Annotated in this window: 21 protein-coding genes and 1 riboswitch; of the genes, 11 read left to right on the top strand and 10 right to left on the bottom strand. The window is 58.1% G+C overall.

From position 1 onward, the window contains the following. Both JAO32_RS05710 and JAO32_RS05705 read left to right on the top strand, forming a co-directional pair. Window positions 1-699, top strand: a complete 699-nt coding sequence (locus tag JAO32_RS05710; RefSeq protein ID WP_334238388.1) for an FKBP-type peptidyl-prolyl cis-trans isomerase — start codon at window positions 1-3, stop codon at window positions 697-699. 2 nt (window positions 700-701) lie between these two features. Then, window positions 702-2,450, top strand: coding sequence for an ABC transporter ATP-binding protein (locus JAO32_RS05705; protein ID WP_334238386.1), 1,749 nt, complete (start codon window positions 702-704; stop codon window positions 2,448-2,450). A 3-nt stretch (window positions 2,451-2,453) separates the two neighbouring features. On the opposite strand, the gene JAO32_RS05700 is transcribed toward JAO32_RS05705, so the two are convergent. Genes JAO32_RS05700 through JAO32_RS05685 form a run of 4 tightly spaced genes read right to left on the bottom strand, consistent with a single transcriptional unit; the run spans window position 2,454 to window position 5,520 of the window. Then, window positions 2,454-3,242 carry a tetratricopeptide repeat protein gene (locus JAO32_RS05700; protein ID WP_334238383.1) on the bottom strand — a complete coding sequence of 263 codons (789 nt, stop codon included), beginning with the start codon at window positions 3,240-3,242 and terminating at the stop codon, window positions 2,454-2,456. Continuing rightward, window positions 3,232-4,014 (bottom strand): hypothetical protein, encoded by a 783-nt coding sequence (locus JAO32_RS05695; protein WP_334238382.1) that lies wholly within the window; start codon window positions 4,012-4,014, stop codon window positions 3,232-3,234. Before JAO32_RS05695 ends, JAO32_RS05700 begins: the two co-directional genes overlap by 11 nt. A gap of 34 nt (window positions 4,015-4,048) precedes the next feature. Then, entirely contained in the window at window positions 4,049-4,783 is a 735-nt protein-coding gene (locus tag JAO32_RS05690; RefSeq protein ID WP_334238380.1) for an SDR family NAD(P)-dependent oxidoreductase, read from the bottom strand. A gap of 2 nt (window positions 4,784-4,785) precedes the next feature. Then, on the bottom strand, window positions 4,786-5,520 hold the full coding sequence (locus JAO32_RS05685) for a hypothetical protein (protein WP_334238378.1): 735 nt from the start codon (window positions 5,518-5,520) through the stop codon (window positions 4,786-4,788). 146 nt (window positions 5,521-5,666) lie between these two features. Here JAO32_RS05685 and JAO32_RS05680 point away from each other — a divergent pair, with 146 nt between their 5' ends. Both JAO32_RS05680 and groL read left to right on the top strand, forming a co-directional pair. Beyond that, entirely contained in the window at window positions 5,667-5,960 is a 294-nt protein-coding gene (locus JAO32_RS05680) for a co-chaperone GroES (RefSeq protein ID WP_334238376.1), read from the top strand. A gap of 133 nt (window positions 5,961-6,093) precedes the next feature. Next, window positions 6,094-7,761 (top strand): chaperonin GroEL, encoded by a 1,668-nt coding sequence (groL, locus tag JAO32_RS05675; RefSeq protein ID WP_334238374.1) that lies wholly within the window; start codon window positions 6,094-6,096, stop codon window positions 7,759-7,761. Between the two features lie 72 nt (window positions 7,762-7,833). On the opposite strand, the gene JAO32_RS05670 is transcribed toward groL, so the two are convergent. From JAO32_RS05670 to hemW, 4 genes are all read right to left on the bottom strand, one after another. Further along, window positions 7,834-8,772 (bottom strand): hypothetical protein, encoded by a 939-nt coding sequence (locus JAO32_RS05670; RefSeq protein WP_334238373.1) that lies wholly within the window; start codon window positions 8,770-8,772, stop codon window positions 7,834-7,836. Window positions 8,773-8,873: 101 nt separating this feature from the next. Then, window positions 8,874-11,318 (bottom strand): TonB-dependent receptor, encoded by a 2,445-nt coding sequence (locus tag JAO32_RS05665; protein ID WP_334238372.1) that lies wholly within the window; start codon window positions 11,316-11,318, stop codon window positions 8,874-8,876. Window positions 11,319-11,355: 37 nt separating this feature from the next. Further along, window positions 11,356-11,597: riboswitch (cobalamin riboswitch) on the bottom strand. 39 nt (window positions 11,598-11,636) lie between these two features. Then, complete coding sequence (locus JAO32_RS05660) at window positions 11,637-12,683, bottom strand: threonine aldolase family protein (protein WP_334238371.1); 1,047 nt, start codon at window positions 12,681-12,683, stop codon at window positions 11,637-11,639. 29 nt (window positions 12,684-12,712) lie between these two features. Next, window positions 12,713-13,915, bottom strand: a complete 1,203-nt coding sequence (gene hemW, locus JAO32_RS05655) for a radical SAM family heme chaperone HemW (protein WP_334238370.1) — start codon at window positions 13,913-13,915, stop codon at window positions 12,713-12,715. An 80-nt stretch (window positions 13,916-13,995) separates the two neighbouring features. Between hemW and JAO32_RS05650 the strand changes: the two genes are divergently transcribed. The 3 genes from JAO32_RS05650 to JAO32_RS05640 all read left to right on the top strand — a co-directional run bounded on the left by JAO32_RS05650 (window position 13,996) and on the right by JAO32_RS05640 (window position 17,821). Continuing rightward, window positions 13,996-15,993 (top strand): ABC transporter ATP-binding protein, encoded by a 1,998-nt coding sequence (locus JAO32_RS05650; RefSeq protein WP_334238369.1) that lies wholly within the window; start codon window positions 13,996-13,998, stop codon window positions 15,991-15,993. A 118-nt stretch (window positions 15,994-16,111) separates the two neighbouring features. Beyond that, entirely contained in the window at window positions 16,112-16,735 is a 624-nt protein-coding gene (locus JAO32_RS05645) for a DUF47 domain-containing protein (RefSeq protein ID WP_334238368.1), read from the top strand. Window positions 16,736-16,738: 3 nt separating this feature from the next. Then, window positions 16,739-17,821 (top strand): inorganic phosphate transporter, encoded by a 1,083-nt coding sequence (locus JAO32_RS05640; RefSeq protein WP_334238366.1) that lies wholly within the window; start codon window positions 16,739-16,741, stop codon window positions 17,819-17,821. Between the two features lie 69 nt (window positions 17,822-17,890). Here the strand turns inward: JAO32_RS05640 and JAO32_RS05635 are convergent, their stop codons facing one another. Further along, window positions 17,891-18,955 carry a YXWGXW repeat-containing protein gene (locus JAO32_RS05635; protein ID WP_334238365.1) on the bottom strand — a complete coding sequence of 355 codons (1,065 nt, stop codon included), beginning with the start codon at window positions 18,953-18,955 and terminating at the stop codon, window positions 17,891-17,893. A 152-nt stretch (window positions 18,956-19,107) separates the two neighbouring features. Between JAO32_RS05635 and lpxB the strand changes: the two genes are divergently transcribed. The 4 genes from lpxB to JAO32_RS05615 all read left to right on the top strand — a co-directional run bounded on the left by lpxB (window position 19,108) and on the right by JAO32_RS05615 (window position 24,275). After that, window positions 19,108-20,283 carry a lipid-A-disaccharide synthase gene (gene lpxB, locus JAO32_RS05630; protein WP_334238363.1) on the top strand — a complete coding sequence of 392 codons (1,176 nt, stop codon included), beginning with the start codon at window positions 19,108-19,110 and terminating at the stop codon, window positions 20,281-20,283. Window positions 20,284-20,378: 95 nt separating this feature from the next. After that, window positions 20,379-22,364 (top strand): M1 family aminopeptidase, encoded by a 1,986-nt coding sequence (locus tag JAO32_RS05625; protein WP_334238361.1) that lies wholly within the window; start codon window positions 20,379-20,381, stop codon window positions 22,362-22,364. Between the two features lie 298 nt (window positions 22,365-22,662). Further along, the gene (locus JAO32_RS05620; protein ID WP_334238359.1) at window positions 22,663-22,821 is read left to right on the top strand and encodes a hypothetical protein; all 159 of its coding nucleotides are present in this window, start codon (window positions 22,663-22,665) and stop codon (window positions 22,819-22,821) included. 107 nt (window positions 22,822-22,928) lie between these two features. Beyond that, entirely contained in the window at window positions 22,929-24,275 is a 1,347-nt protein-coding gene (locus JAO32_RS05615) for an amidohydrolase family protein (protein WP_334238357.1), read from the top strand. Window position 24,276: 1 nt separating this feature from the next. Here the strand turns inward: JAO32_RS05615 and JAO32_RS05610 are convergent, their stop codons facing one another. Beyond that, the gene (locus tag JAO32_RS05610; RefSeq protein WP_443082576.1) at window positions 24,277-24,759 is read right to left on the bottom strand and encodes a 3-hydroxyacyl-CoA dehydrogenase NAD-binding domain-containing protein; all 483 of its coding nucleotides are present in this window, start codon (window positions 24,757-24,759) and stop codon (window positions 24,277-24,279) included. Window positions 24,760-24,787: the final 28 nt, after the last annotated feature.

Here is a 24,787-nt window from a genome sequence, read left to right as displayed (position 1 = left end):
ATGGGTACGAGGACCAAGATGCGAGCATTGGCAGCAGCCTTGATCGTCAGCACTACGCTGGCGGCGCAAACCACCACCACGAAGAAACCTTCCACGGCTGCGAAAAGCACGACCGCTCCACAGAAACTGAGACCGACTTCCCCATCACACACTATGCCAGCAGATCCTAAAGCTAATGAAGGCGTCGCCGCCGTGGGCACCATGCCTGCCGCGACCGGCACACCCGCGCAACTGTTTTCACTGCGCTTCATCGACCTGAAGGTGGGTGACGGCGAAGAAGCTCGTCCGTCCATGCCGCCGGACAAGGTGGTCTTCTACACCGTGCATTACACCGGCTGGACCACTGACGGCACCAAGTTCGACTCGTCTGTCGATCGTGGCGAACCGATTGTTTTTCCGATTGGGCTGAAGCGTGTCATCACCGGATGGGACGTGGGTTTTGAAGGCATGCGTGTGGGTGGAAAGCGTCGCCTCATCATTCCGTGGCAACTTGCGTATGGCGCGGCAGGTCATCCCCCCGTCATTCCTGAGAAGGCCGATCTGATCTTCGATATCGAGCTGGTAGGACAAGGAAATACACCGCAGCCTGTGACCGGAACCCACTTTGAAGCGCCAGAGGCTGGCCCAACCATTCCTCATGCAGCAAGCCAGACACCTGCTGCCAAACCTGCGGAACGTCCTGAGGAGCGCCACGAGTAACGATGCTGGATAAACTGCGGCCACTGTTCCCTTACCTGAACCGTTATCGCGGACATCTTGTCCGTGGAGCGGTGGCCGTTCTGTTTTACAACGCGTCGAAGGTGGTCATGCCGCTGCTCATTGGCCACGCGGTGGACGACGTGGTCCACCACGGTGCGCAGGGTATTGTGGCGCGCAATGTGATGTTGCTGATCGCTGTCGCTTGTGTGGCCGCGGTTTGCTTGTATGCCACACGATGGATTCTGATCGGTGCATCACGCGAGATTGAATACGATCTGCGCAACGATCTCTTCGCCTCGCTGGAGAAGCAGTCCATCACGTTCTTTCATGAACATCGCACGGGCGACATTATGGCCCGCGCTACGAACGATCTGAATGCGGTTCGCCAGCTACTTGGACCGGCAATCATGTATTCGGCAAATACCGTGGTCTTCACTGCGGCGGCGCTTCCGTTCATGATTCGCATTTCGCCTCGTCTTACGCTATTGGCGTTCCTGCCGTTGCCCATCGCGTCGGTCGTGGTGCAGTTGATGGGACGCCGAATCCATCAGCGTTTTGAACGCATCCAGGCCATGTTCTCGGAGATCAGCGCCAAGGCACAGGAGAACTTTTCCGGTGTGCGACTGGTGCGCGCCTTTGCTCAGGAAGAGGCCGAGGTCCGTTCCTTTGAAGAGGCGAATCACGAATACATTCGGCGTTCGCTGTTCCTCGTCCGCATCATGGCCATGCTGTGGCCCACGCTGGAGTTTGTCCTCGGTCTGTCTATCGTTCTGACGTTGCTCGTCGGTGGGCACCAGGTTGTCTTAGGGCATGTCACTGCGGGGCAGTTCACCAGCTATATGGTCTTCATGGTTCAGTTGACCTTCCCCATGCTGGCGCTTGGCTACGTCATTAATCTCTTCCAACGTGGCACCGCTTCCGTAATGCGCATCGACGAACTGATGAAGGCCGTACCGTCGATTCAGGATGAGAGCGGCAATGCTGTTGCGATTGATGCAGTGCCGCAGGGCGAAGTGGAGTTCCGCAATCTCACGTTTGCTTACGGCAACGGGCCAAAGATTCTTGACGGCGTCAATCTGACCATTCCTGCAGGGTCATCGCTTGCCATCGTAGGTCCTACGGGTAGCGGTAAGACGACACTCGTAAACCTGATCCCGCGCTTGCTGGATGCGCCTGCCGGTGAAGTACTCATCGATGGCCTTCCCATCCGCGAATGGCCGCTTGCCACGCTGCGACGCGCGATTGGTTTTGTGCCGCAGGAAACATTCCTCTTCTCGACGTCCATCCGCGACAACATCGCCTTCGGTGTTCCGGATGCTACAGACCAGCAAGTGGAAGAAGCCGCACGTCGCGCGCATATTGCCGCGGAGATTCTTGAGTTCCCACACGGCTTCGCCACGCTTGTTGGCGAACGCGGCGTAACGCTCTCAGGTGGACAGAAGCAGCGCACGTCGATTGCACGTGCTCTGTTGCGCAATCCGCGCATTCTCATTCTTGATGACGCGCTTGCATCCGTGGATACATACACGGAAGAGCAGATCCTGAAAGGTCTACGCGAGGTGATGCAGGATCGCACCACCATCCTCATCGCGCACCGTGTCTCCACTGCGCGTTCTGCTGACCGCATCGCTGTTCTGGTCAATGGGCGTATCGCTCAGCTTGGCACGCATGAAGAGCTGTTGGCCGAGGGCGGTTACTACGCGGAACTTTTCGAGAAGCAACAACTCGAAGAAGAGATCGTCGCAGAATAGCAATCACGCATCGCGATACTGGCGACGCTTCAGTTCCTTCACTGCCTGCTCATGGCCCTGTTGCGCGGCTTTGCGAATCCAGTAACGCGATTGCACGTAGTCATGCTCCACTCCTTCGCCAATCGCGTACAGATGGCCCAGTTGAAACTGCGCTTCTGCATTTCCCTGATCGGCAGCCTTGCGATACCACGCCGCAGCCTGTACATAATTCTGCGGCACGCCTTGTCCGAAGTAATACATGTCCGCCAGCTTCTGCTGTGCCTCTGAAAAGTTCTGCGCTGCTGCAAGGCGATACCAATACGCAGCCTGCGTATCACTCTGCTCTGTGCCTTCGCCTTTGCGATACATCAGGCCCAGGTTGTACTGCGCCCACGCCAGCTTGCTGTACGCCGCGCGCTGGCACCACGTGAAGGCCTCAGCAAAATCGTTCACGGAGTAATAACGAAAACTCAGGTTGGCCTGCGCATACGCGTGCCCTTGTTCAGCGGCTTTACGTTCCCAGTACGCAGCCTGTTCGTCGTCCTGGGCGACGCCGGTGCCTTCGTCATAGAGCGTGCTCAGAATGTATTGCGATTCCGCATGTCCCTGATCTGCGGCGAGACGGAATGACGCTGCAGCCGCAACATGATCGCCTGCGTTGTACTGTTCCAGCGCCCGCTTGTAATGCGGGTTGGATGCTGCACTCGCCGCATCGCGACGACCACGCGCAATCATGCCGGAGCGTGCCGTGTGTAACGACAACCCAGAGCCCGTGGGCACATGTTGCAGTCCGGACTGTGCGTTATCTTCCATGAACGTTCATCTGCCGATCAATCAAATCAAAGCGACGCTGCGCCTCTGCAATCTGTTCGCGCACGCTGGCGGCAAGTTCCGTCAGCAGGTCACGATGTTCACGTGCAGCCGTCTCCGCGTCCTGAAACAGCATGGCAATCTCGCTGCCTTGTAGCGTGTAGCGCTCCATCTCCAACGATGCGATGTCGCGCTTGGCATGCTGCATCTGTCGCGTGATGCGCAGAAGTTCCGCCGCAGTGGTTTCACCTGCAACCGCCGCGTTGATTTCAAGATGGTCGTCCAACATCCGTTGCAACACCTCGGCATCGCCGCGTCGATACGCTTGATTCGCACGCGCCATCAGCAAGGTGAAGTATTGCTGCTCCGCATCATCGCGCGCAAAGTCAGGATGAATGCGCTTGGCCACTTCGCGAAAGAGTGTCTTCAGATTCGTTGGAGGATCAAACTCCTCTGCTTCGCGTGCCTCACCGAAGGCGGCATCGTGGCTCTCCTGCGCACGCTGCTTTGCTTCTTCTGCACGCTGCCGCGCCGCATCAGAATCATAGAGTGCAGCTTCGTGTTCGGTAATGCGTGCTTCAAGCGCATCCAGCTCGGCATACAGCACGCCCACTTGTCGCAGATAGCGGCCCTCAAATGCCTTTAGCTGCGCGCGAAACTGTGCAAGCTCCGCTTCCAGCTCCGCAAGCTGCGTGCGCACAGCAGCAAGCTGTTCGCGCCGTTCTGCAAGCGAAATAGCATCCGGAGAAGGTTTGAGAACAATTTCAGAGGACATGAGCAGTCAGCTTCCAGTGTATCGAAGCAAGGGCTCAGGCAAGCCCAAGACCGCCATCGACTGCCAGCACCTGTCCCGTGATGAACTGCGGCGCTGATGCAAAGAACAACACTGCCTTCACGACATCAGCCGGTGAACCGTCGCGTTGCATCGGAGTCTTCCCTGCCATGCGTTCTGGCTCATCGGGAAAACGAATCATACCCGGCGCAATCGCGTTCACACTGACCTCTGGTGCCCACGCCTTTGCCATGGTCTGCGTCAGCATGTGCAACGCGGCCTTGCTGGAGCAGTAGTGACCATGCGTTACCCACGGACGGATACCGCCGAGCGATCCGATGTTGAGGATTCTTCCCTGCCCGCTGCTGCGAAGATGCGGCAACGCAGCCTGAGCCACCAGGAACGGTCCACGCGTATTCGTTGCAAAGATGCGGTCCCACTGTTCCGGCGTCAGGTCTTCCAGCTTTGCCGACTCAAACATCCCCGCGTTGTTGATGAGGAGATCGATACCGCCAAGAAAGCTCGCGGCCTCGTCCACGGCACGGCTAACTTGTTCAGGAACGGTCACGTCGCATTGGACCGCTGCATAACGGCCGCCTAGTAGCGCCACAGCTTGCAGCAAATCGGTTGCAGCTTCATCGGAGCGACGCGTGGTGACAACAACATCGGCCCCTGCGTTCGCCAACGCCAAGGCAAAGGCACGGCCAAGCCTCCGTACGCCGCCTGTAATCAGGACGCGACGTCCACGAAGGCCCTCGTGCGAAGAAGTCATACTTAATTCGTTTGCGGCGGCGCGGTCGTACCATCCGCGACCGGTGCGGAGTTACCCGTCTTCGTCGGCTGCTTCGATGCGGGTGCGGATGTGGTGCCAGGCTGAACAGTAGCATCGCCGTTTGCATTGGTCGACTTCGGCAGCGCAGGCAGCTTAATGACCGGCTCACTGGCCGATAGCGGCTTGGCCGTCGTGGTGGGCGCAGTCCCAGTGCGGATTGGCTCCTGCACGCCGACATTGCGCTTCAGGTTACCCTTTCCCTCGTTCTCGTCGTACGCAGACACCTGCTGCGTCGGCCGCTTCATGCGGACGGTCAACTGCTTCGAAGGAGCATCCAGCTTGATGTCGCCCGCATAGGTCTCAAACCCATTTGCAATCACCTGCACCTGCACATCGGATCCCGTGGGGATGATGTCGATGAAAGCCTTGCCATCGGGGCCGGACTTCACTTCCAGGTTGCCCTCGTCGATTCCGTCCTTGGTGGGATGGAAGACGACGCCAGCGTTCTCAATCACCTTGCCGTTGAAGTCGCGCACCACCAGAATTTCAAGATGGCTGGTCTCCGGCGGAGCCTTGTACTTACGTCCATGGCGTTCGTTCTGGGCGGAAAGTAACGGTGCAGCGGAGAGCAGCAAAGTGGCAACGACGGGAAGCGAACGACGAGACAACATGCCCTGCATTCTATCGTTCGGAGGCATGTTCTGTCGCGGCGAAGGTGGCGCGTTCTGACGCTTCATTGTCCGAAATTCGAACATGAGTGCCTTTCACTCATATTTCATCGATTAGCACTTGACGACTGTGACTGCCAGTCCGTACATTAGCAATCGGAATGATGGAGTGCTAATTACCTCCATCGACCATTACCCAAGGAGAACGAAACACCATGGCATCGACTTTCACACCGCTGCATGACCGCATTCTGGTGCGCCGCCTGGAAGAGGGCGAGACGCTTCGCGGCGGCATCATCATCCCCGACTCCGCTAAGGAAAAGCCCCAGCAGGGCACCGTCATCAGCGTTGGCAAGGGCAAGAGCAACGATGAAGGCAAGGTCTTCCCGCTGGACGTTAAGGCTGGCGACACGGTTCTCTTCGGCAAGTACTCCGGCACGGAAATCAAGCTGGACGGCGAAGACTTCCTGATCATGCGCGAAGAAGAAGTCCTCGGAATCCTCAAGTAAGCATTGCATGCAGCGGATGCGCTTTGCGCCCTTCGCTGACTGGAATGAATGCTCAGCTTCCCTTCTGCTCTATCGGCAGTGACAGTTTTGAATCAACTCGCGCAATGAGCGCGAATGTAAAGGAAGAAAGACAATGGCAAAGGTAATTCTGCACGGTGAAGATTCCCGTCAGGCTATTCTGCGCGGCGTGAATACGCTCGCGGACGCCGTCAAGGTCACCCTCGGTCCCAAGGGCCGCAACGTTGTTATCGAGAAGAAGTTCGGTTCCCCGACGATCACCAAGGACGGCGTTACCGTCGCCAAGGAAATCGAACTGAAGGACCCGATCGAGAACGTGGGCGCACAGCTCGTCAAGGAAGTCGCTTCCAAGACCTCTGACGTTGCCGGCGACGGCACCACCACCGCAACGGTTCTGGCTCAGGCAATCTACCGCGAAGGCGTGAAGACCGTTGCAGCCGGTGCAAACCCGACCGCTCTGAAGCGCGGTATCGACAAGGCTGTTGAGGCTATTGTGGGCAAGCGCGATGAACAGGGCAACGTCTCGGGCGGCGCTCTGTCGAAGCTGTCGAAGCCGGTTTCCGGCGACATGATCGCTCAGGTGGGCACCATCTCGGCAAACTCGGATTCGCAGATCGGCACCATCATTGCCGAAGCGATGAAGAAGGTTGGCAAGGACGGCGTCATCACCGTGGAAGAAGCGAAGAGCATGGAGACCCAGCTCGACGTCGTGGAAGGTATGCAGTTTGACCGTGGCTACCTGTCGCCCTACTTCGTGACCGATGCAGAGCGCATGGAAGCTTCGTTCGACGATCCGTACATCCTCATCTACGAGAAGAAGATCTCGGCCATGAAGGATCTGCTGCCGCTGCTGGAGCAGGTTGCTCGTACCGGCAAGGCATTGGTCATCATCGCGGAAGACGTGGACGGTGAGGCTCTCGCAACCCTCGTGGTCAACAAGCTGCGTGGCACGCTGAATGTGGCTGCGGTGAAGGCTCCTGGCTTCGGCGACCGCCGCAAGGCTATGCTGGGCGACATCGCCATCCTGACCGGTGGCAAGGCCATCACGGAAGACCTTGGCATCAAGCTGGAGTCCGTGAAGCTTGAGGATCTGGGTACCGCGAAGCGCGTCTCCATCGACAAGGACAACACCACCATCATCGACGGCGCCGGCAAGGAAGCCGACATCGACGGTCGCGTGCGTGAGATCCGCAGCCAGGTTGAGAAGACCACCTCCGATTACGATCGCGAGAAGCTGCAAGAGCGCCTCGCTAAGCTGGTCGGTGGCGTTGCTGTCATCAAGGTCGGTGCAGCTACCGAGACCGAGATGAAGGAAAAGAAGGCACGCGTGGAAGACGCAATGCACGCAACCCGTGCAGCCGTTGAAGAAGGCATCGTCCCGGGCGGTGGTGTGGCTCTGGTTCGCACCGCGGCAGACGTCGATGCTCTCATCAAGACCCTCGAAGGCGACGAGAAGATCGGTGCATCGATCATCCGCCGCGCCATCGAAGAGCCCCTGCGTCAGATCGTTGCCAACGCTGGTGAAGAGGGTGCAGTAGTTGTGGGCAAGATCCTGGAGTCCAAGGACAACCAGGGCTACAACGCAGCAACCGGCAAGTTTGAAGATCTGGTTGCCGCTGGCGTCATCGACCCCACCAAGGTAACCCGCACGGCTCTGCAGAACGCAGCCAGCATCTCCGGCCTGCTGCTCACCACGGAAGCTCTCATCGCAGAGATTCCGGAGAAGGCAGCTCCGGCAGGTGGCGGCCACAACCACGGCGGCGGCATGGACGGCATGTACTAAGCCCAAGCACGTACAACAGAGAAGCCCCGGAGCAATCCGGGGCTTCTCTGTTTGTTACTTACTCAATCTTCTCTAGCGAAGAACGCCACCCGCCGTTACGTCGCGGCCCTGCGCCATGCGCTGCACATAGAGCTTGGTTCCCTTTGCTCCATCAACTTTGAGCTGTTCCAACTTGCGCGTTCCCACCTGGAATGACAGTAGCCAGCTCTCACTCAGGTTCTTCTCAAATTGCTTCAGATACGGGCTGATGCTGGGCGGGTTCAGGCTTCCCTGATTGAACGTATTCGCGCCGGTTGAATCGGCGAGATCGCCAAGGTAGCTCTGTCCACTGAAGCTGGCAAAGCCGGGATGCGTGTCGAAACGACCGTAGTAAATGGAATACACCGGGACGCCCGCTCGCTGTGCATCCTGAATTGCTGACTGCACGTAGGGGCTGTACTGATTATTCGGCGTAGGTGCGCCGTTATATAGATCAATGCCATTCGTAATCATCAACACGGCACGCGGCGCTGTCTTATCGCCCGGCCAGTTCTTGATCAGATCCTGCAGGCAGAAATACGGGCTTGCACTTATACCTGCACCGCCTTGGGATAGCCGCAACTGCTTCGACACCACTTCAGGGTCAGAGGTGAATCCACCACCACCAAATACAGCGCGGCCATTCTGCATATACGCCACGCCCACAGTGACGTGCTCGGCTACAAGATCAGCCGCGAACCGACGGATTTCATCCACCTGATTACCAAAGCTGCCCCGCAGGCTGTCATCAATCAGGATGGCTACCTCAACAGGCTTTGCGCGGTTTGCAAGCAGCGGTTCCAACCGCTGCACGGGCACTTTCTTACCAGCAAACTGCACGCGCAGATCGTTCTGTTGCAACGTCGCAGCCTGTCCCTTGTTTTCAGCGCGCAACACGACTCGAACGTCATACGGACCTTCCTGTGCGTGAGAAGGAAGCGCCGCAAAAAGAAGCGCAAAAGCAGTACATGCAAAACGAAGTCGTGCCAACATGAGATTCCTCCGGCCCAAATCATAAAGGCCCACACTGATGAGACGCTCAGTGTGGGCCTTTTTACTCAGCCGTGGCGCATGTTCAACACTTGCACAATGGATTACTCGTGCGGGAAACGTAGCTTCAACCCTGCACGGAAGGTAAACGGCAACGATGGATAGCCGATTGGCCCCATATGTTGGTTATTGAGCAGATTGTCCAACTGCGAAAACACCGCTACCGATGGCCTCACCTGGTACGTGAAGTTCGCATCCAACTTCGTAAATCCGGGATCAAGATTCCGGTTGGGAAGCAGCATGGAATTATCGAACGACGAGTTGGAATAGGCATCGATAAAGGTGGAATCATCCGCCCGCGAAGCAACCGCGCCCTTCACAGCCGCTGACCACTTTGCTGTCGTGTACTGAGCCAGGAAGAAGCCTGTCTGCGGCGGACGACGGAACGGACGCTGTCCGACCAGCGGCGAATACTGCCCAATGGGAATGCCGGGATAGTTCGGGTTAATCGTCGTGGAGCCACCCAACGCCGCCAGTGCATCGCTGGAGAACGACTGCTTCACCAGTGAATCCTGATACGTATATCCAGCACGCAGGAAGAGGTGATTCGTAACCTGGTACTCAAACCACGACTCCACGCCTACAGAACGCGTATCCAGCGAATTGAGATAGAAGCTACCCAACGCCACCGGCAGGTTCTGGTGGAAATACGCGTTGAACAATGTCACTGGAACGCCTTCCGTTCCGCGTCCGTACGAGGAATGAAAATAAGTCACATGCAGAATGGCGCGGTCAGAATAAATATTCTGATCCACTCCGCCCTCATACACGCGGCTGCGCTGCGCGCCGATCGGACTTACGTTGAACTTCGTAATATCCGCGGGATCTCCAATCGCAATCAGCTTCTGATAGAGCGATGAAAGCTGCGCATTCAGACTTGGTTCCTGCACACCCTTCGCAAACTGGAAGCGAAGACGTGTGCCATGAAACCATCCGCGTCCCGGTTGCAGAGCGTAGTACGAAAGCCCGATCTGGGGCTGGCCCTCGGTTCCATACAGTGAGTTACGCTGGATCGCTCCACCAACGGTATAAAACAACCGATGCCACGCATCACCATGCAGTTCCAGCGTGTAGTCGTAATTGCTGCGACCCACCTGGTCGTTTTCGCCATACAGCGGATAGCGATACGCACCGCGCTCATCCTGGAATCGGAAGCCGCCCAGCAAGGTTAAATGGCGATTGAAGCTATAGCTGGTGCGATAGTCCAGCCCATCGCGATTGTTCACCATCTCGTAGTAAGTAGGAAATGGGTCATAACCAACGATGACCTGACCTGTGGCCTTCGTTCCGTTGGCACCGCGAATCGTCACCGTGTTGCCAAAATATTCGCCGTAGCCATCCGGCGTGCCTACAGCGGCAAAGTAACGAGACTGCTCACGCTTCCGTGCGCCAATGTAGCGGAGCGTGTTGTGCCAACCGTTGCCGCGTGTGTCATCCAGCACACCGCTGAAGTACGTATCCTGATCGGCTTGCTTACCGTTCTGCGCAAGCCCCTGGAAGTCCCATGCACCCGGAATCCCCACAGCACTCACTGAATTACGCACGGTGCCGCGAACGCTTGTATTCGCGCTGAAGCTGTACCCTAGGTTCGCCGCAGCGGTTGCAGCGTGATAACGATCATTCGGCAAAGCATTGGAGCTATCAAAGCGCGAGAAAGCGCCGAAGTAATCGGCCTTGCCATACGTACCGGAGAGAGTGCCCTCATTACGCCACGTGTGCAGATTGCCCGCATCGCCGGAGTACGTCAGCACGGGCTTCAATGTGGCTCCATGCGGCGTTTCAAAACGAACCACGCCGGCGCGTGCATCGGTTCCGTACAGAATGCTGTCGGGCCCGCGATGTGTCTCGATCGTGGAAAGCGCAGTAGACGATACCGTGCCGTAATCAAACACACCACCCACATCGTTCGCAGGCACATCGTCAATCAGCACTTTGTTTGCATCAGAGTTTGCGCCACGCACAAACATTGACGTTACTCCGCCATACTGCCCGGTCTGCACCATCGCTACACCGGGCTGCAGACGAAGCTCATTCACCACGCCAGCACGCGTGCTCAAAGCCTGAGGGTCGATCAACGACACGCTGGCGCTGGTCTGCTGCACGGGCGTCGGTTCGCCTGTCGCAGTTACGGTAATGTCCTGCTTGATGGAGCTGATCGACAGTTGCAGATTTTTCTGCACCAGGTCCCATTGCCGCCCATAAAACGTATCGCTCACCTGCGGAGAGAATGTTGGCGCATCCGCAATCAAGAGGAAGCGACCATCTTCCGTGGAGCGAATTTCAAAAGAACCATCTGGCTGCGTGACAGTGGATGCCACCACCTGCGTCCCTTTGACCAGTCGCACATGTGCAACGGTGATAGGACGTCCCAGCGGATCGCGGACGACGCCGCGGACAACAACAGCGTGTGCAACCGATGCAGTAAAGGCGCACACAGCAACTGCGCACAATTGCGCGGCCGCGCGTCGCTTCTGAGCGATGCGATACATATCAGAATTCTCCTCTGCTTCCCCCGCGGGAGCATGGCTTACAACCAGCAGTGGAATCGGTCTCCTGACTTACGCGCATCGCACATTGCTTTCGTATCTCGCACATGCCGTCTTCCCACTTACGCAGTGATAGCCGTGTCACGAAAGAATATGTCTCCGAAAAGCATTTCCGAAGATGCGCGCTTACAGTTGCGGGGCAGTGGCGGATTCTCACCGCGCTTCCCAATGCATTCCGCTGCGCTTGTGTTGAAGAAAGCAATCCCTCTTTAGAATTGCACCAAAACGTGTATTGCCAGTGTACCGCGTAAACGCCGTGTTTTATGCGGTTTTAAGAAGCATCTGAGCAGCAACCTCTACGGCAATCTCGCCAGCACGCGCGCATTGTTCACCGCTTACATCATGATGCGTAACAAAACGAACTGTATTTCCATTAATCGCGCTGGCCAGCACACCACGCTCTTTCAGCAAAGCGACATAAGCAGGCGCGTCAAACTCCGTGCGGAAGATGACAATGTTTGTCTCCACTTCCGCGGGATCGACAGAGATACCTTCGACTCCCGCGATCTGCTGTGCCAGCAGCTTTGCATTGGCGTGGTCGTCATCCAGCCGCTTTGACATCACATCCAGCGCAATCAATCCAGCCGCGGCCAGCACGCCAGCCTGACGCATGCCACCACCCAGCGCCTTGCGAATGCGCCTCGCCTTGTCGATGTTCTTGCGTGAGCTCACCAGCAGCGATCCCACCGGTGCGCACAGTCCTTTCGACAAGCAGAAGTTCACGGAGTCGTAGCCTGCGGTGAGTGTGGCTACATCTGTCTTCAACGCGGTGGCGGCATTAAAAACACGCGCACCATCCAAATGAATCGGCAATCCGCGACCATGCGCACCATCGCGAAGCTCGCGCATCACCGCAAGCGGTGTGACCGATCCACCTGCCATGTTGTGCGTGTTCTCTACCCAGATCAGGCCTGTCTGCGCCTTGTAATACAAACCCGTTGTGGCAAGCGCCGGCTCAATATCCTTCCAGCGAAGAATGCCGCGCTGCCCCTGCACTGTACGAAGCTGGCATCCGCTGAACATTGCAGCCATGCCCATCTCCCAATCCAGCACATGCGCACGCGATTCGCAGACGACTTCCCTTCCCGGCTCTGTGTGCAGACGCAGAGCAATCTGGTTCCCCATCGATCCGGTAGGGACAAAAATCGCCGCTTCCATGCCAAAGACCTCTGCAGCGCGCTCTTCCAGGCGATTCACCGTCGGGTCTTCGCTGTACACGTCATCGCCCACTTCGGCAGATGCCATAGCCGCACGCATCTCCGGCGTAGGCTTGGTCACGGTGTCGCTGCGCAGGTCAATTACTTCCATCGTTACTTCTCCTAATCTTTTGGGAGCACTCATGCCACGGCTGGCTCATCCGCCAGCAATTCGCCGAAGATGCTCGATGACACGATGCGTCCCTGCTGGGTCAGCATGGTGCGGCCATCTTCCAACCGCATCAGTTCATCGCACTGCAGGCTCTGCACACGCTCTACAAAAGCATCCAGCCAAGCGGCAGGAAACGATTCCCGTAGCTCCGCAATGGAAACGCCTTCCACCAACCGCAGTCCCAGGAAGATACTCTCTTCCCACTCGCCCAGCATGTCGATGTGTTCCACTTCAACGGCTTCGTTGCCTGCAATGTAGGGATCGAGTTCATCGCCGTTGGCAAAGCGCGAGGCGCGTCCATCCGCTTGTGAGCGCAGCATGGAATGCGCATCCAGCCCGAAGCCGAAATACGCATCACGCTTCCAGTACCTCAGGTTATGCCGCGACTCATAGCCTGGACGCGCAAAGTTCGAGATCTCATACTGCGCCAGCCCTGCGGCATCAAATGTTTCGCAAGCCTGAGCATACAAATCCGTCACCAGCGAATCCGTCGGTGCAGCATGCGCTCCATAGCGAACACCGGGGCCAATCAGTTCACGCCCCAGCCGCGAGTCCTCATCCACTTCCAGCATGTAGACCGACACATGCTCCACATCAGAGCCAATCGCCGTCTGCAAGGAATGCGACCAAGACTCAACCGTCTGGTGCGGTAATCCTGCAATCAGATCCACATTCAGGTTGCGAATCCCCGCGGCACGCAAACGCTTCAACTCCGCAAGGCAAGCGTCACCCGTATGCACGCGTCCCACGGCACGCGATTCCGCATCGACAAAACTCTGCACGCCCAACGAAACACGGTTCACGCCGCTCTGCAGCAGCACATCCAGCAGCTCATCTGAAATCTGCCCCGGAGCCGCCTCTACGGTAATCTCCGCGTCCTGCTCCATGGGATAGGCCGCGCGCAGTGCTGCAAAGACTCGCGCCATCTGCTCCGGTTCCAGCAGCGAAGGCGTTCCGCCACCCAGAAATACGGAATTCACCCGCTGCGGGATGGTGAGCTGATGTTGCGCGGCAAATTCACGCGACGCTTCAATTTCCGCTGCAAGCCGTTCGACATAAGCCGCCATCCGCGCCGGGGGAAACGCGTCCGAGGCGAAGTTACAGAAAGTACACTTCTGCCGGCAGAACGGCACAGACACATACAGGCCGAGCGTGGCGTCGTGGGGGTGCATCGTTTCTATTTTCCCATGTATGTGCTGTAAAAATCGTGAGCCGAAGCGTGCCACAAAGACATCTACAATCAGACAAGCGCATGGCCAAGAAAAGCAAAGAGAAGCCGAAAACCGCGGCAAAGTCCACACACGACGAAGAGGTGCTGGGCAAAGCGTATGACAGCCGCCTGATGAAGCGTCTGCTGACCTACATGCGCCCTTACGCGGGCCATGCTGGCCTCAGCTTTGCCTCTATCCTGCTCAAAGCAGGCGCGGATGTCGTCGGCCCATATCTTGTCCTCGTAGCGACAGACCGCTACATGACGGGCCACAACACCACGTTTGTACCCGGATGGTTTGCGCGCCATCTCAGCCCGCAACCCCTCGTCGGCATCACCGAATGCGCGGCGCTCTATCTCTGCGCCTTACTGCTCAGCTACGCGCTGGAATTCATGCAGACCTACCTGATGCAGTGGACTGGCCAGCGCATTATGTTTGATATGCGTTCGCAGATCTTCCGCCATCTGCAACGCATGGACGTCGGCTTTTACGACCGTAATCCCGTAGGCCGCCTCGTCACCCGCGTCACCAGCGACATCGATGCACTGAACGAAATGTTCACCAGCGGCGTTCTCGCCATCTTTGAAGACGTGTTTGTACTGATCTTCATCGTGGGCATCATGCTGTGGCTCAGTTGGCCACTGGCGCTGCTTACGCTGTCGGTACTGCCGCTCATTGGCTACGCGACACGCCTCTTCCGTATTGCCGTCCGCAGCAGCTATCGCCGCATCCGCGTAGCTATCGCCAAGATCAACGCTTACACGCAGGAACACGTCAGCGGCATGAGCATCGTGCAGCTCTTCAACCGCGAACAGCGTGCCTATGACGATTTCACCCTCATCAACGCCGAACATCGAGACGCCTACGTCGATCAGGTGCAGGCGTACTCGCTGTACTACCCCGCAGTGGAACTGCTCAGCACCATCGCCATCGCCATGGTGCTCTGGAAGGGCGGTTTCGGCGTTCTGCATGGAGCCACATTCTTTGGCCGCGCAGTCACCGTAGGCGTGCTGCTGGCGTTTATGCAGTACGCGCAACGCTTCTTCCGCCCCATCCAGGATCTCAGTGAAAAGTACAACATCCTGCAGGCTGCCATGGCCGCCAGCGAGCGCGTCTTCAAACTCATCGACACGGAGCCGGAGATCGTCTCTCCCTCCACCGCTGTTGAACCGCCGCACGGCGAACCTTGCGCCATTGAGTTCCGCAACGTCTGGTTCACATACCAAACATTGACCGAGGAGCAGAAAGCCTCCCTCGCACTCGCGCGGACTGACGAGGACCTCGCCTCAATTCCTGACGTGGAGTGGATTCTTCGCGGCGTCTCTTTCAATGTCGCCAAGGGCGAAACCGCAGCGGTTGTGGGCCACACCGGCGCGGGCAAAACCACCATCACCGCCTTGATGATGCGCTTCTACGACGTGCAGCACGGCAGTGTTCTCGTCGACGGCATGGACGTCCGTCAGATGCCGCTGGAAGCACTTCGCAAACGCTTCGGCGTCGTGCTTCAAGATGCCTTCCTGTTCACGGGCACGGTCAAATCCAACATCCGCCTCGGCTCCGAATGGATCACCGATGCGGAAGTGGAACGCGCCGCCGACGAGGTCAACATCGGCGACTACATCCGCACCCTTCCCCAGGGCTTCAATGAGCCCATGCAGGAACGCGGCGCCACCCTCTCCACCGGCCAGAAGCAGCTGATCAGCTTCGCCCGTGCCCTGGCGCACCGCCCGGAGATCCTCATCCTCGACGAGGCCACCTCCTCCGTCGACACGGACACCGAACTCCGCGTCCGTTCCGCGCTGGAAAAGATGATCACGGGCCGGACATCCTTCGTCATCGCGCACCGATTATCGACCATCCAGAGTGCAGACAAAATCCTGGTGATGCACAAGGGCAAGCTCCGCGAGAGCGGCACCCACAACGAGCTTCTGGCCCACCGCGGCCTGTATTGGCGTCTATACCGCCTCCAGTATAAGGATCAGGAAACCACCGCAGTCCCACTGGCGATCGACGCCCTGCGGCTGCAGCCCGGCGACTGACGATTGTTACAGTTCTGCAAAAAACCAACACAACACTACGATTTACCCCGTCCGGTGCGCTATTCTTGCCCGGGTGCCTGCGCTCAGAAACGCAACGCAGGAGGAGAAGAACGCAAGCATGTTCAGCGTGATGCCACAGGACAGAAGTTTTTTTGACCACTTTGAGCAACTTGGCAAGTGCCTGGTGGTGGTCTCTGACCAACTCGCTGGAAGCATGAATCTCTGGCCTGGCACGAACGGTCACGTCGCCAAAATGGAGCAAAGCCGCCATGAAGCGCACCGCGTCATGCGCGAAACGCTCCTCCGGCTCGACACCGCTTTCATCACCCCGTTCGACCGCGAAGACATCCTCGAACTCACCAGCCGCATTTACGAGGCGATTGCTGTCATCGCCTCGGCTGGCCGCCGCATGGAACTCTACCGGCTTGAGGAGATGCACCCCTCCCTGCGCGCACACACCACGGCCATTGACACCATGGCGTCTGAGGTTTCAGCTACGCTGAACCGCCTGCGCAAAAAGGCGAAACTCAGCGAACTCCGCGGCAATCTGGACGAAATCGGCCGCCAGGAAGAAGCTGCCCGCCAGAGCCGCGATAAGTTTCTGGTGGAACTGTACAGTGGCCAGCCGGATCCCATCTCGGTCATGAAAAAGCGCGAGGTCCACGACCTGATGCTCGAGGCGATCTACCTCCTCGACAACCTTGGCCGCACCATTGAGCGCATTCTTCTGAAGAACGACTGACGCATGCACGCAGCGCCTCTGCTTCTTGTCATCATTACGGTCGTCATCGCTCTGGGGTTTGACTTCCTCAACGGCGTGCACGATGCGGCGAACTCCATCGCCACCATCGTCACCACACGCGTGCTGACGCCGCCGCAAGCCGTCGTCTGGGCTGCCATCTTCAACTTCATCGCGGCCTTCGTCTTTGGTACCGGTGTGGCGCACACCATCAGCAGCGGTCTCATCCGCCCAGAGGCTATGACCATTTATGTGGTCCTTGCTGGCCTCATCGGCGCAATCCTCTGGAATCTGCTGACCTGGTATCTCGCCCTGCCTACCAGCTCTTCTCACGCAATCATCTCGGCCCTCGCGGGTGCGGCCATCGCATCGTTCGGCAGCTATCGCGCCATTCTCTTCACGGGTTGGGGCACAGGATGGGGTTCCATCCTCATCTTCCTTATTCTGTCTCCGCTCGTCGGCATGATTTTGGGCTACATCATCATGCATATCGTGGCGTGGACCAGCCATACAACACCGCGTGAAAAAGCCGCCCGCTGGTTCCGCCGCCTGCAGCTTATCTCCGCCGGAGCGTACTCACTAGGCCACGGTACCAACGACGCGCAGAAGACCATGGGCATCATCGTGGCCACGCTAGTCGCCACCGGCTACGGCAACTATGCGCAGGGCCACGCGGTCCTCTTCGGTCGTCATCACGAAATTCCCATCTGGATCATCCTGTCCTGCCACGCAGCCATCGCCGCCGGCACCATGATCGGTGGATGGAAGATCGTCAAAACGATGGGTTCGCGCATTACGCCGCACCTGCGTCCCATGGGTGGTTTTTCTGCAGAAATGGCCGCCGCCATCACCATCGGTCTTGCCACTGTTGCGAAGGTTCCTATATCAACCACTCATGCCATCGGCGGAGCCATCTCGGGCGTCGGTGCCACGCGTGGCCTTCACGCCGTTCGCTGGATCTGGGCCAAACGCATTATCTATGGCTGGATTCTCACCTTCCCCGGCGCAGCCCTCGTCGGCGCGCTAACGTACTATCTGCTCCACGTCACACTGGAAGCATGGCTCGGCGGCGCAGTCGCCATCCACTAAGAAGCAAGCATCGTGCAAATAAAGAGGGCGCGCTTAGTTATAAGCCCGCCCTCTTTATTTCAGTGCTGTTTAACGACGCGGGCCGTGTGCCTCGTTATGGTTTTCGTGGCTGATCTGACGGCTGGCAGCGTTCTGTTCGTGGTTCACCTGCTGCCGTTCCGGAGCCGTCATCCGACCGCCATTCGCCACACGATCCTGACGCACCTGGCGATCAATCGATTGCTGCCGATTTTCCGCGCGCGCTGCCTCGCCCGGTGACATACGGCCACTTTCAATGCCATTGCCAATGCGCTGCTGCTGATTCACCTCACGATTATTCACCGTGTTGTTGGCAAAGCCACGCTGCACCGGAGCTGCATTCGCAGGTCCGCCCGGACGCGCTCCCGCGTTCATCGCCGGTGCGCCAGTAGGACGTCCCTGAGCGCTAAAGCGAGTGCCGCCTACATTCGTCATCGCCATCGTCTGCGGACGTCCACCATTGTTCCTGGCAAACGCATTCCGATCCTGCGCTGCGAAGTTCTGGTGCTGCTGCTGGTTCACCGTTGCACCAAAGTGCTGCTCACGGCTGAATGCCATTTGCTGCGGTGTAGGCCGTGCTCCAATACCGCCAGGGCCATTGAAGCTGGTGCGATTCACCACCGTATTGTGGATCACCGTACGGTCAATGTAGGTGTTGTGGATCACCGTCGTGTTCACATTCATCACGGCAGTGTTGTAACGGAAGACGCCACCGGACCACATGCCACCGCCAAAGCCTACGCCGCCATATCCAAAGCCATAGTTCACGCCGCCATAGAAGCCAACATGCGGACCCCAGTAGCCTGCATGCCACAGGTAAGCGCCGCTCTCAAAGCCCCAGTAACCGGGCGTCCACAATACACCCACGCGAGGCGGAGCTACCCACACACCGGGAACCCAGTAATAACCTTCTGGACCCCAGGCCCAGTATCCAGGCGTCCACATGTAACCCGGCTGCGGGCACGGCGGCTGCACATACACCGGCAACACCGGCGGCGCGGTATGAATGGAAATGCCAATCGCAAAAGACTGCGCGGATACATGCTGTGCCAATGGAACAGCAGCAGCGAAAGCAGCAATGGCTGCAAGAGTGGCAGTGCGTGTGAACGTCTTCATCAGAATCGTCTCCCTTTGTTCGCAGCATGGCTGCGGGACAAACGTGAAGACACGGCTACGTCGGGTATGTTGCACAGAAAATTCTTCTTTCTGCTTCGACGATTTTTTCTGCCACCTGCACATTCGTACTCAAGCCACTAGACTGAAGGTGCGTGAAGAGTCCGCTCATTTTTCTGTCAGCAGGCGAAGCCTCCGGCGACCACTACGGCGCAGAGCTGATCACAGCCCTTCGCACCGTGCTCCCTGAAGCTCGCTTCACCGGCCTTGGCGGCACCGTCATGGAAGCCGCAGGACAACATCGAGTCATCCGCGCAGAAGACGTCGCCGTCATGGGCATCACGGAGATCCTTCGCCACATCCCCACCATTCTGCGCAGCTACAACACGCTGGTTCAGTCGATAAAAAAGGAGCGGCCAGACGTCGCTGTCCTCATCGACTTCCCCGATGTGAACTTCCGCCTCGCCAAACACCTCAAGCGCATGGGCGTGCCAGTCATCTGGTTCGTCTCACCGCAGCTATGGGCATGGAAGCGCAAGCGTCTGCGCTGGGTGCAACAGCGCGTTGCGAAGATGCTCACCATCTTCCCGTTCGAGCAGCCCTTCTATGCCAATCGCGGCGTACAAGCCGAGTTCGTTGGCCATCCTTTAGCGGAACAACCGCTACCCACAACCTCGCGCGAAGACTATGCCAAACAGCACAGCTTGAATCCACACAAACAATGGATCGCCATGTTGCCCGGCAGCCGCGGTGGTGAGATCGACGCGAACCTTCCCGAGCTTGTGCAAGCTGCAAAGCTACTCAGCGATGACAACGAATACCTCATCCCCGTAGCACCCACAGTCAGTCGTGAACGACGCCAACGCATGCAGGCGGCAACGAACATCCCAAGCATCCATTTGGTAACCGACGCACGAGCAGCTCTCATGCATAGCCGCGCCGCAGTCGTAGCCAGTGGAACAGCAACCGTACAGGCTGCCGTCATCGGCACGCCCTTCGTCGTGGTCTACCGCGTCTCCAATCTCACCTTCCGCATGGCCAAGGCGCTCGTGCAGTACCCGCCAGAGATCCCCGCAGAGATCGACGCCCACGGCAACCTGCCCATCGCCATGGTCAATCTCATCGCCCGTAGCCGCATCGTCCCGGAGCTCCTGCAGGAGCAATTCACCGGCGCAAACGTGTCCGCAGCCCTGAAGCCGCTGCTTGCCGATACTCCCCAGCGCGAAGAGCAAGTCGAAGCCCTCGCCGAAGTCCGTCGACGGCTTCTTAGTCCCACCAACCGCACCGCCATTGAAAGTCTGCGCGACGCCGTTCTGGAGGTACTACCCTGATACCTCACAACACACCCCGCCGTTCTGCGTCTAACCGTTTGACAGCTCGGGAGAACCGGCTAGTCTGTCCCTGCACCAAAAGGATTTCTGCCAGCATGCCTGCGATTCGCACGACACTCGCCTTTGCCAGCGCCGCCCTCCTCGCGCTCGGCTCCGCTGCCTTTGCGCAGAGTTCCACGCGACAGCCCATCAGCGTCACAGGCTATGCCATCACCGCCGAAGTCGACCCCACCGCACAGCGCCTCACCGCTACTGCGCAGGTCACCTTCACGGCGAACCAGGACATCACCTCCGCCACCTTCGAGCTGAACAACGGTCTGCGAGTCACCAAGATCACCGGCCCTGGTCCCAAGCCGCTCGACAGCGACCGCGACGCGCGACGCTCCACCGTCACCGTCTCGCTTCCCGCACCCATGGCCAGCGGCACAAGTGCCACGTTTACATTCGCTTACGCGGGCATCCTGAAAGACGAGGATACAAGTCCGGTCGAAGGCATCAAGATGGCCGCCATCGCCGATCCGGTCTCCATCCTGCTCTATCCCGGACGCTGGTTCCCGATGGTCGGCCTGTACACCAACCGATTCACCATGGACCTGAAGGTCACCGTGCCGGAAGGCGAAACCGCCGTCTCCAGCGGCTTCCTCGCCAAGAAGGCCATGCCCGGCAATAAGACCGAGTTTGACTTCGCCTGGACGAAACCCGGCCTGCCCGGAACACTGGTCGTCGGCAAATTCCTTCCCGCGATCAAAACCCCAGACGCCCGCCAGATTTCCGTCTACGTAACCGAGAAGCACAAGGCCAACGCCGCTGAATACGCCGCTACCGCTGCGCAGCAACAGGAGTTCTTCACCCAGAGCTTTGGCGCGCCAGAATCCGGCATCCTGCAAATCGTCGAAATTCCAGACGACTCCGTCAGCGCCTCGTGGGGTCCGGAAGTCATCGCCATCGCGGGGAATCGAATCGGCGACAAGAATAGCCATCGCCTCCTCGCCAACACCATTGCGCACCAGTGGTTCGGTTCCGAGATAAGTCCGGCCACGCTCAACGACGCATGGATCACCAACGGCATGGCGCGCTACAGCGAGTTGATGAATCTGGAAGAGAACGGCGGCAAAACCGCGTTGCAGACCGCCATGCTCGATATTGAGGCAGGCGCGCTCGCTTACGACACGCAGCCTCTCACCACACTGGCCCGCATCGACCCATTCTCGCCGCAGTTCCAGTCCATGACGCTGGAAAAGGGCGCCATGGTCTTTCACATGCTGCGCTACCAGTTTGGCGACGACAAGTTCCTCACCTTCCTGAAGAACCTGCTCTCCACGTACCGCGATAAGCCCGTGCGCACCTCTGATCTGGAGAACATCGCCAAACTCACCGCGGGTGACAACACCAACTTGACGCCGTTCTTCGCGCAATGGCTGGACGGCACGGGTTCGCCCACCTTCCAGAACAAGTACACGGTCTACCGCTTAGGCGGCGGCAAAGGCTTCCGCACCGTCGGCACCGTGGCGCAGGACCTCGACCTCTTCCGTATGCCTGTCGACCTCCGCATTGAAACCGACGGTAAGACGGAAACACGCAAGATCGACGTCTCCGGTACCGACTCCGCGTACACCATCGAAACCTTCGGTCGCCCGCGCCGCATCGTCATCGATCCCGACAACTGGATTCTCAAGAGCACACCCGACCTCGCTGTTCGCGTTGCCGTGCTGAAGGGCCAGCAACTCGTCGCACAGGGCGATCTCATCGGCGCTCTCGCCGAGTACCAGAAGGCACTCGACACCAACAAGAACTCATCGCTCGCCACCTATCGCATCGCGGAAATCTTTTTCACGCAGCGTAACTACCAATCCGCCGCCAATAGCTATCGCGATGCGCTCCGCGGCGATGGAGACCCGCGCTGGACGCAGGTCTGGAGCCACATCGGCTTAGGCAAAATTTTTGATATCACCGGCCAGCGCGACCGCGCCGTGCAGGAATACCGCCTCGCTGTGCAGACCAACGACAACACGCAAGGCGCCATCAACGAAGCTCGCGCCCTGTTGCAAAAGCCCTACGAGCGCCCCAAGTCGACGGATTAATCTGACTTCATTCGACATAGGGACGTGGCGTAAAGCTGCGTCCCTTTCCTGTGCCATCAGAGGCAACAGCTCCCCAAAAACATGAATCCTCGATCGAATTCGCGCGTCTAGAAATGTGTACCGAAGTTGGTCCGAACCGGGGCGTCGACACCCGGAACGCCACCTTCGAGGATTGGCATAAGGCCAACCGTACCGGTGGTTTTGAACGGACCCGGTATGTAAATGTCCCGCTTCCCAAGCCGAGTCTGGCAATGGCCGCGACCGCTCGACGGTGCCCGACTCATCAGGGGTGTTCCCCATGACGTATCGTATCGCCGCAGTTCTTCTTGCCCTCGCCACACCACTTGCCATCGCCGCCCAGGAGCACGACCGCTCGCCGCGCACACACGATAGCGCACCCAGCTATCACAACAGTTCGCCGCGCCCCACGGGCCAGCAGCAGACGGCACACCGCTAAACATCAGGACTGAAGTTAAGTCCACACCAGATGGCCCTGAAGACGTTCAGGGCCTTGCTTTTTGTTCATAAGGAACTTTCCGCCTCCATTACACGTAGCGTCTGGTCATGGCGAAACGATGTCTGATTGCGATTCTGGCCCTCCTATGGGCCTTGTCTTCCGCGTCTGCGGAACGCCCTCTTGTCATCCGCAATGTGACCATCATTACCGGCAATGAAAGCGCACCTCGCGCGGGCATGTCTGTTCTCATCATGAACGGACAGATCAAAAAGATTACATCCTTTTCGCACTTAAGAATCCCCGCAAATGCGCAGACTCTTGATGCGCAAGGTAAGTTCCTTATTCCGGGCCTATGGAATATGCACGTTCATCTCGGTGCCTACGCAGATGGAAAGCGTGCGCTCGCGGACTATCTCGCCAAAGGCATCACTGGCGTTAGAGACATGGGATCGCCTCTGGAAGACATCCTTCGCCTCCGGAAAGAAACTGCAGATGGCAAAATAATTGGCCCTGACATGGTCGTTGCCGGCCCGATTGTGCAGGGGCCACTCCCTTTTAAGCAGCCAGTCTTCATCTCCGTAAACGACACAGCCGAAGCGCGACAAACAATCGATATGCTGCACGCAAGCGGTGTGGACTTCATCAAGGTGCAGGACGCAATTCCGCATAACATCTATCTCGCCGTCGCGGAACAAGCGCACAAAGATGGGCTCACCTTCGTCGGTCACATCCCGCCAACCGTATTGCCGGAAGAAGCCTCCGACCTTGGTCAGCACAGCATCGAGCACATGGGCGGACGCTTTTGGGGAGTACTCATCGGCTCTTCAAAAGAAGAAGCGGCGTTGCACGCAGAAGAAGTTCAGTTTTACAAAGATATTCTCAAAGCGCTGGACCAACACAGTCCGCCGCCAATGGCGAATATGCACGCCGCATTCACCAAACGGCTCATCGAAAGCTACGACGACACCAAAGCTGCTGCACTCATAGCGCGATTCAAGAAAAACGATACGTGGCTGTGTCCCACGCTCGTCGCGCTGCACACGCTATGGGAAGGTGATGCGCAATATTCCAAAGAAGATCTGCTTTGGGCTGACAAAGTGATCGCAAAGAACACCTCGTTGGTCCCACTCATGCAGAGACAAGGCGTCGGTCTACTTGCAGGAACAGACCTACCGCCAAACGCCAAAGGTGGCACCATTCAGGATGAATTGGTCGCCCTGGTCGATGCCGGCCTCACTCCCATGCAGGCTCTTCAGACAGCCACGATCCAACCCGCAAAGTTCCTGAAAAGAACACGGACGGATGGCACAGTGGAAGCCGGAAAAGTCGCGAACCTTGTCCTTCTCGAAGCCAATCCGCTGGATGACATCCACAACACAACCCGAATCGCAGCAGTCATCCTGCACGGACGCATCGTCGCGCCGCCACAGCTTCTCAATAGTGAGAAGAAATGAATCAGGACAGAACCGGCGTCTCTTCGCGCAGCGCAACTGCCTCACGGCAAGACCGCGCAAAAGCTTCCACTAACTGCAGAGTCTCATCTGACGTCTTCGCACCGCGCGTGATCAAGGCTGAAGCATCGTCAAACGCCAAGCCCACACAGCGGTCCGCGCGATAAGTGCAAGAGGCAAGATCGGTCACATTCAACGCACGCGTCTGAATGCAAAGAATCGTCTTCGGCGGGGCCATGCGGTCCACCATGCAGACAATCTCCAGCTTCGATTCCAACTCATCCGGCACAAAATCGATTGCCAGATCGGCCTGGCGCACGGCATCTTCCACGGTGGTCACCGTCTCCAGAGTGCCGGGCATTCCTTCTGTTGGAATCTCTTCCAGTGCTTCGCGCAGCTTCGCCGGCATTACGTCTTCCAGTACCACGCGATGTCCTGCTTTCACTGCCGCAGCAGCAAGCGAACGGCCCGCCTTGCCTGCACCAATCAGTGCAAGCGTCAGCGGGCGTGCATGT

Source organism: Terriglobus sp. ADX1, assembly GCF_036877645.1.
Classification (GTDB): Bacteria; Acidobacteriota; Terriglobia; order Terriglobales; family Acidobacteriaceae; genus Terriglobus.
Note: the sequence above shows the minus strand (reverse complement) of the source record. Positions and strands in the feature narration are given on the sequence as shown.

Coding starts and splice junctions, on each gene's coding strand:
- JAO32_RS05710 (WP_334238388.1), top strand. CDS start 1: ATGGGTACGAGGACCAAGATGCGAGCATTGGCAGCAGCCTTGATCGTC.
- JAO32_RS05705 (WP_334238386.1), top strand. CDS start 702: ATGCTGGATAAACTGCGGCCACTGTTCCCTTACCTGAACCGTTATCGC.
- JAO32_RS05700 (WP_334238383.1), bottom strand. CDS start 3,242: ATGGAAGATAACGCACAGTCCGGACTGCAACATGTGCCCACGGGCTCT.
- JAO32_RS05695 (WP_334238382.1), bottom strand. CDS start 4,014: ATGTCCTCTGAAATTGTTCTCAAACCTTCTCCGGATGCTATTTCGCTT.
- JAO32_RS05690 (WP_334238380.1), bottom strand. CDS start 4,783: ATGACTTCTTCGCACGAGGGCCTTCGTGGACGTCGCGTCCTGATTACA.
- JAO32_RS05685 (WP_334238378.1), bottom strand. CDS start 5,520: ATGAAGCGTCAGAACGCGCCACCTTCGCCGCGACAGAACATGCCTCCG.
- JAO32_RS05680 (WP_334238376.1), top strand. CDS start 5,667: ATGGCATCGACTTTCACACCGCTGCATGACCGCATTCTGGTGCGCCGC.
- groL (WP_334238374.1), top strand. CDS start 6,094: ATGGCAAAGGTAATTCTGCACGGTGAAGATTCCCGTCAGGCTATTCTG.
- JAO32_RS05670 (WP_334238373.1), bottom strand. CDS start 8,772: ATGTTGGCACGACTTCGTTTTGCATGTACTGCTTTTGCGCTTCTTTTT.
- JAO32_RS05665 (WP_334238372.1), bottom strand. CDS start 11,318: ATGTATCGCATCGCTCAGAAGCGACGCGCGGCCGCGCAATTGTGCGCA.
- JAO32_RS05660 (WP_334238371.1), bottom strand. CDS start 12,683: ATGGAAGTAATTGACCTGCGCAGCGACACCGTGACCAAGCCTACGCCG.
- hemW (WP_334238370.1), bottom strand. CDS start 13,915: ATGCACCCCCACGACGCCACGCTCGGCCTGTATGTGTCTGTGCCGTTC.
- JAO32_RS05650 (WP_334238369.1), top strand. CDS start 13,996: ATGGCCAAGAAAAGCAAAGAGAAGCCGAAAACCGCGGCAAAGTCCACA.
- JAO32_RS05645 (WP_334238368.1), top strand. CDS start 16,112: ATGTTCAGCGTGATGCCACAGGACAGAAGTTTTTTTGACCACTTTGAG.
- JAO32_RS05640 (WP_334238366.1), top strand. CDS start 16,739: ATGCACGCAGCGCCTCTGCTTCTTGTCATCATTACGGTCGTCATCGCT.
- JAO32_RS05635 (WP_334238365.1), bottom strand. CDS start 18,955: ATGAAGACGTTCACACGCACTGCCACTCTTGCAGCCATTGCTGCTTTC.
- JAO32_RS05625 (WP_334238361.1), top strand. CDS start 20,379: ATGCCTGCGATTCGCACGACACTCGCCTTTGCCAGCGCCGCCCTCCTC.
- JAO32_RS05620 (WP_334238359.1), top strand. CDS start 22,663: ATGACGTATCGTATCGCCGCAGTTCTTCTTGCCCTCGCCACACCACTT.
- JAO32_RS05615 (WP_334238357.1), top strand. CDS start 22,929: ATGGCGAAACGATGTCTGATTGCGATTCTGGCCCTCCTATGGGCCTTG.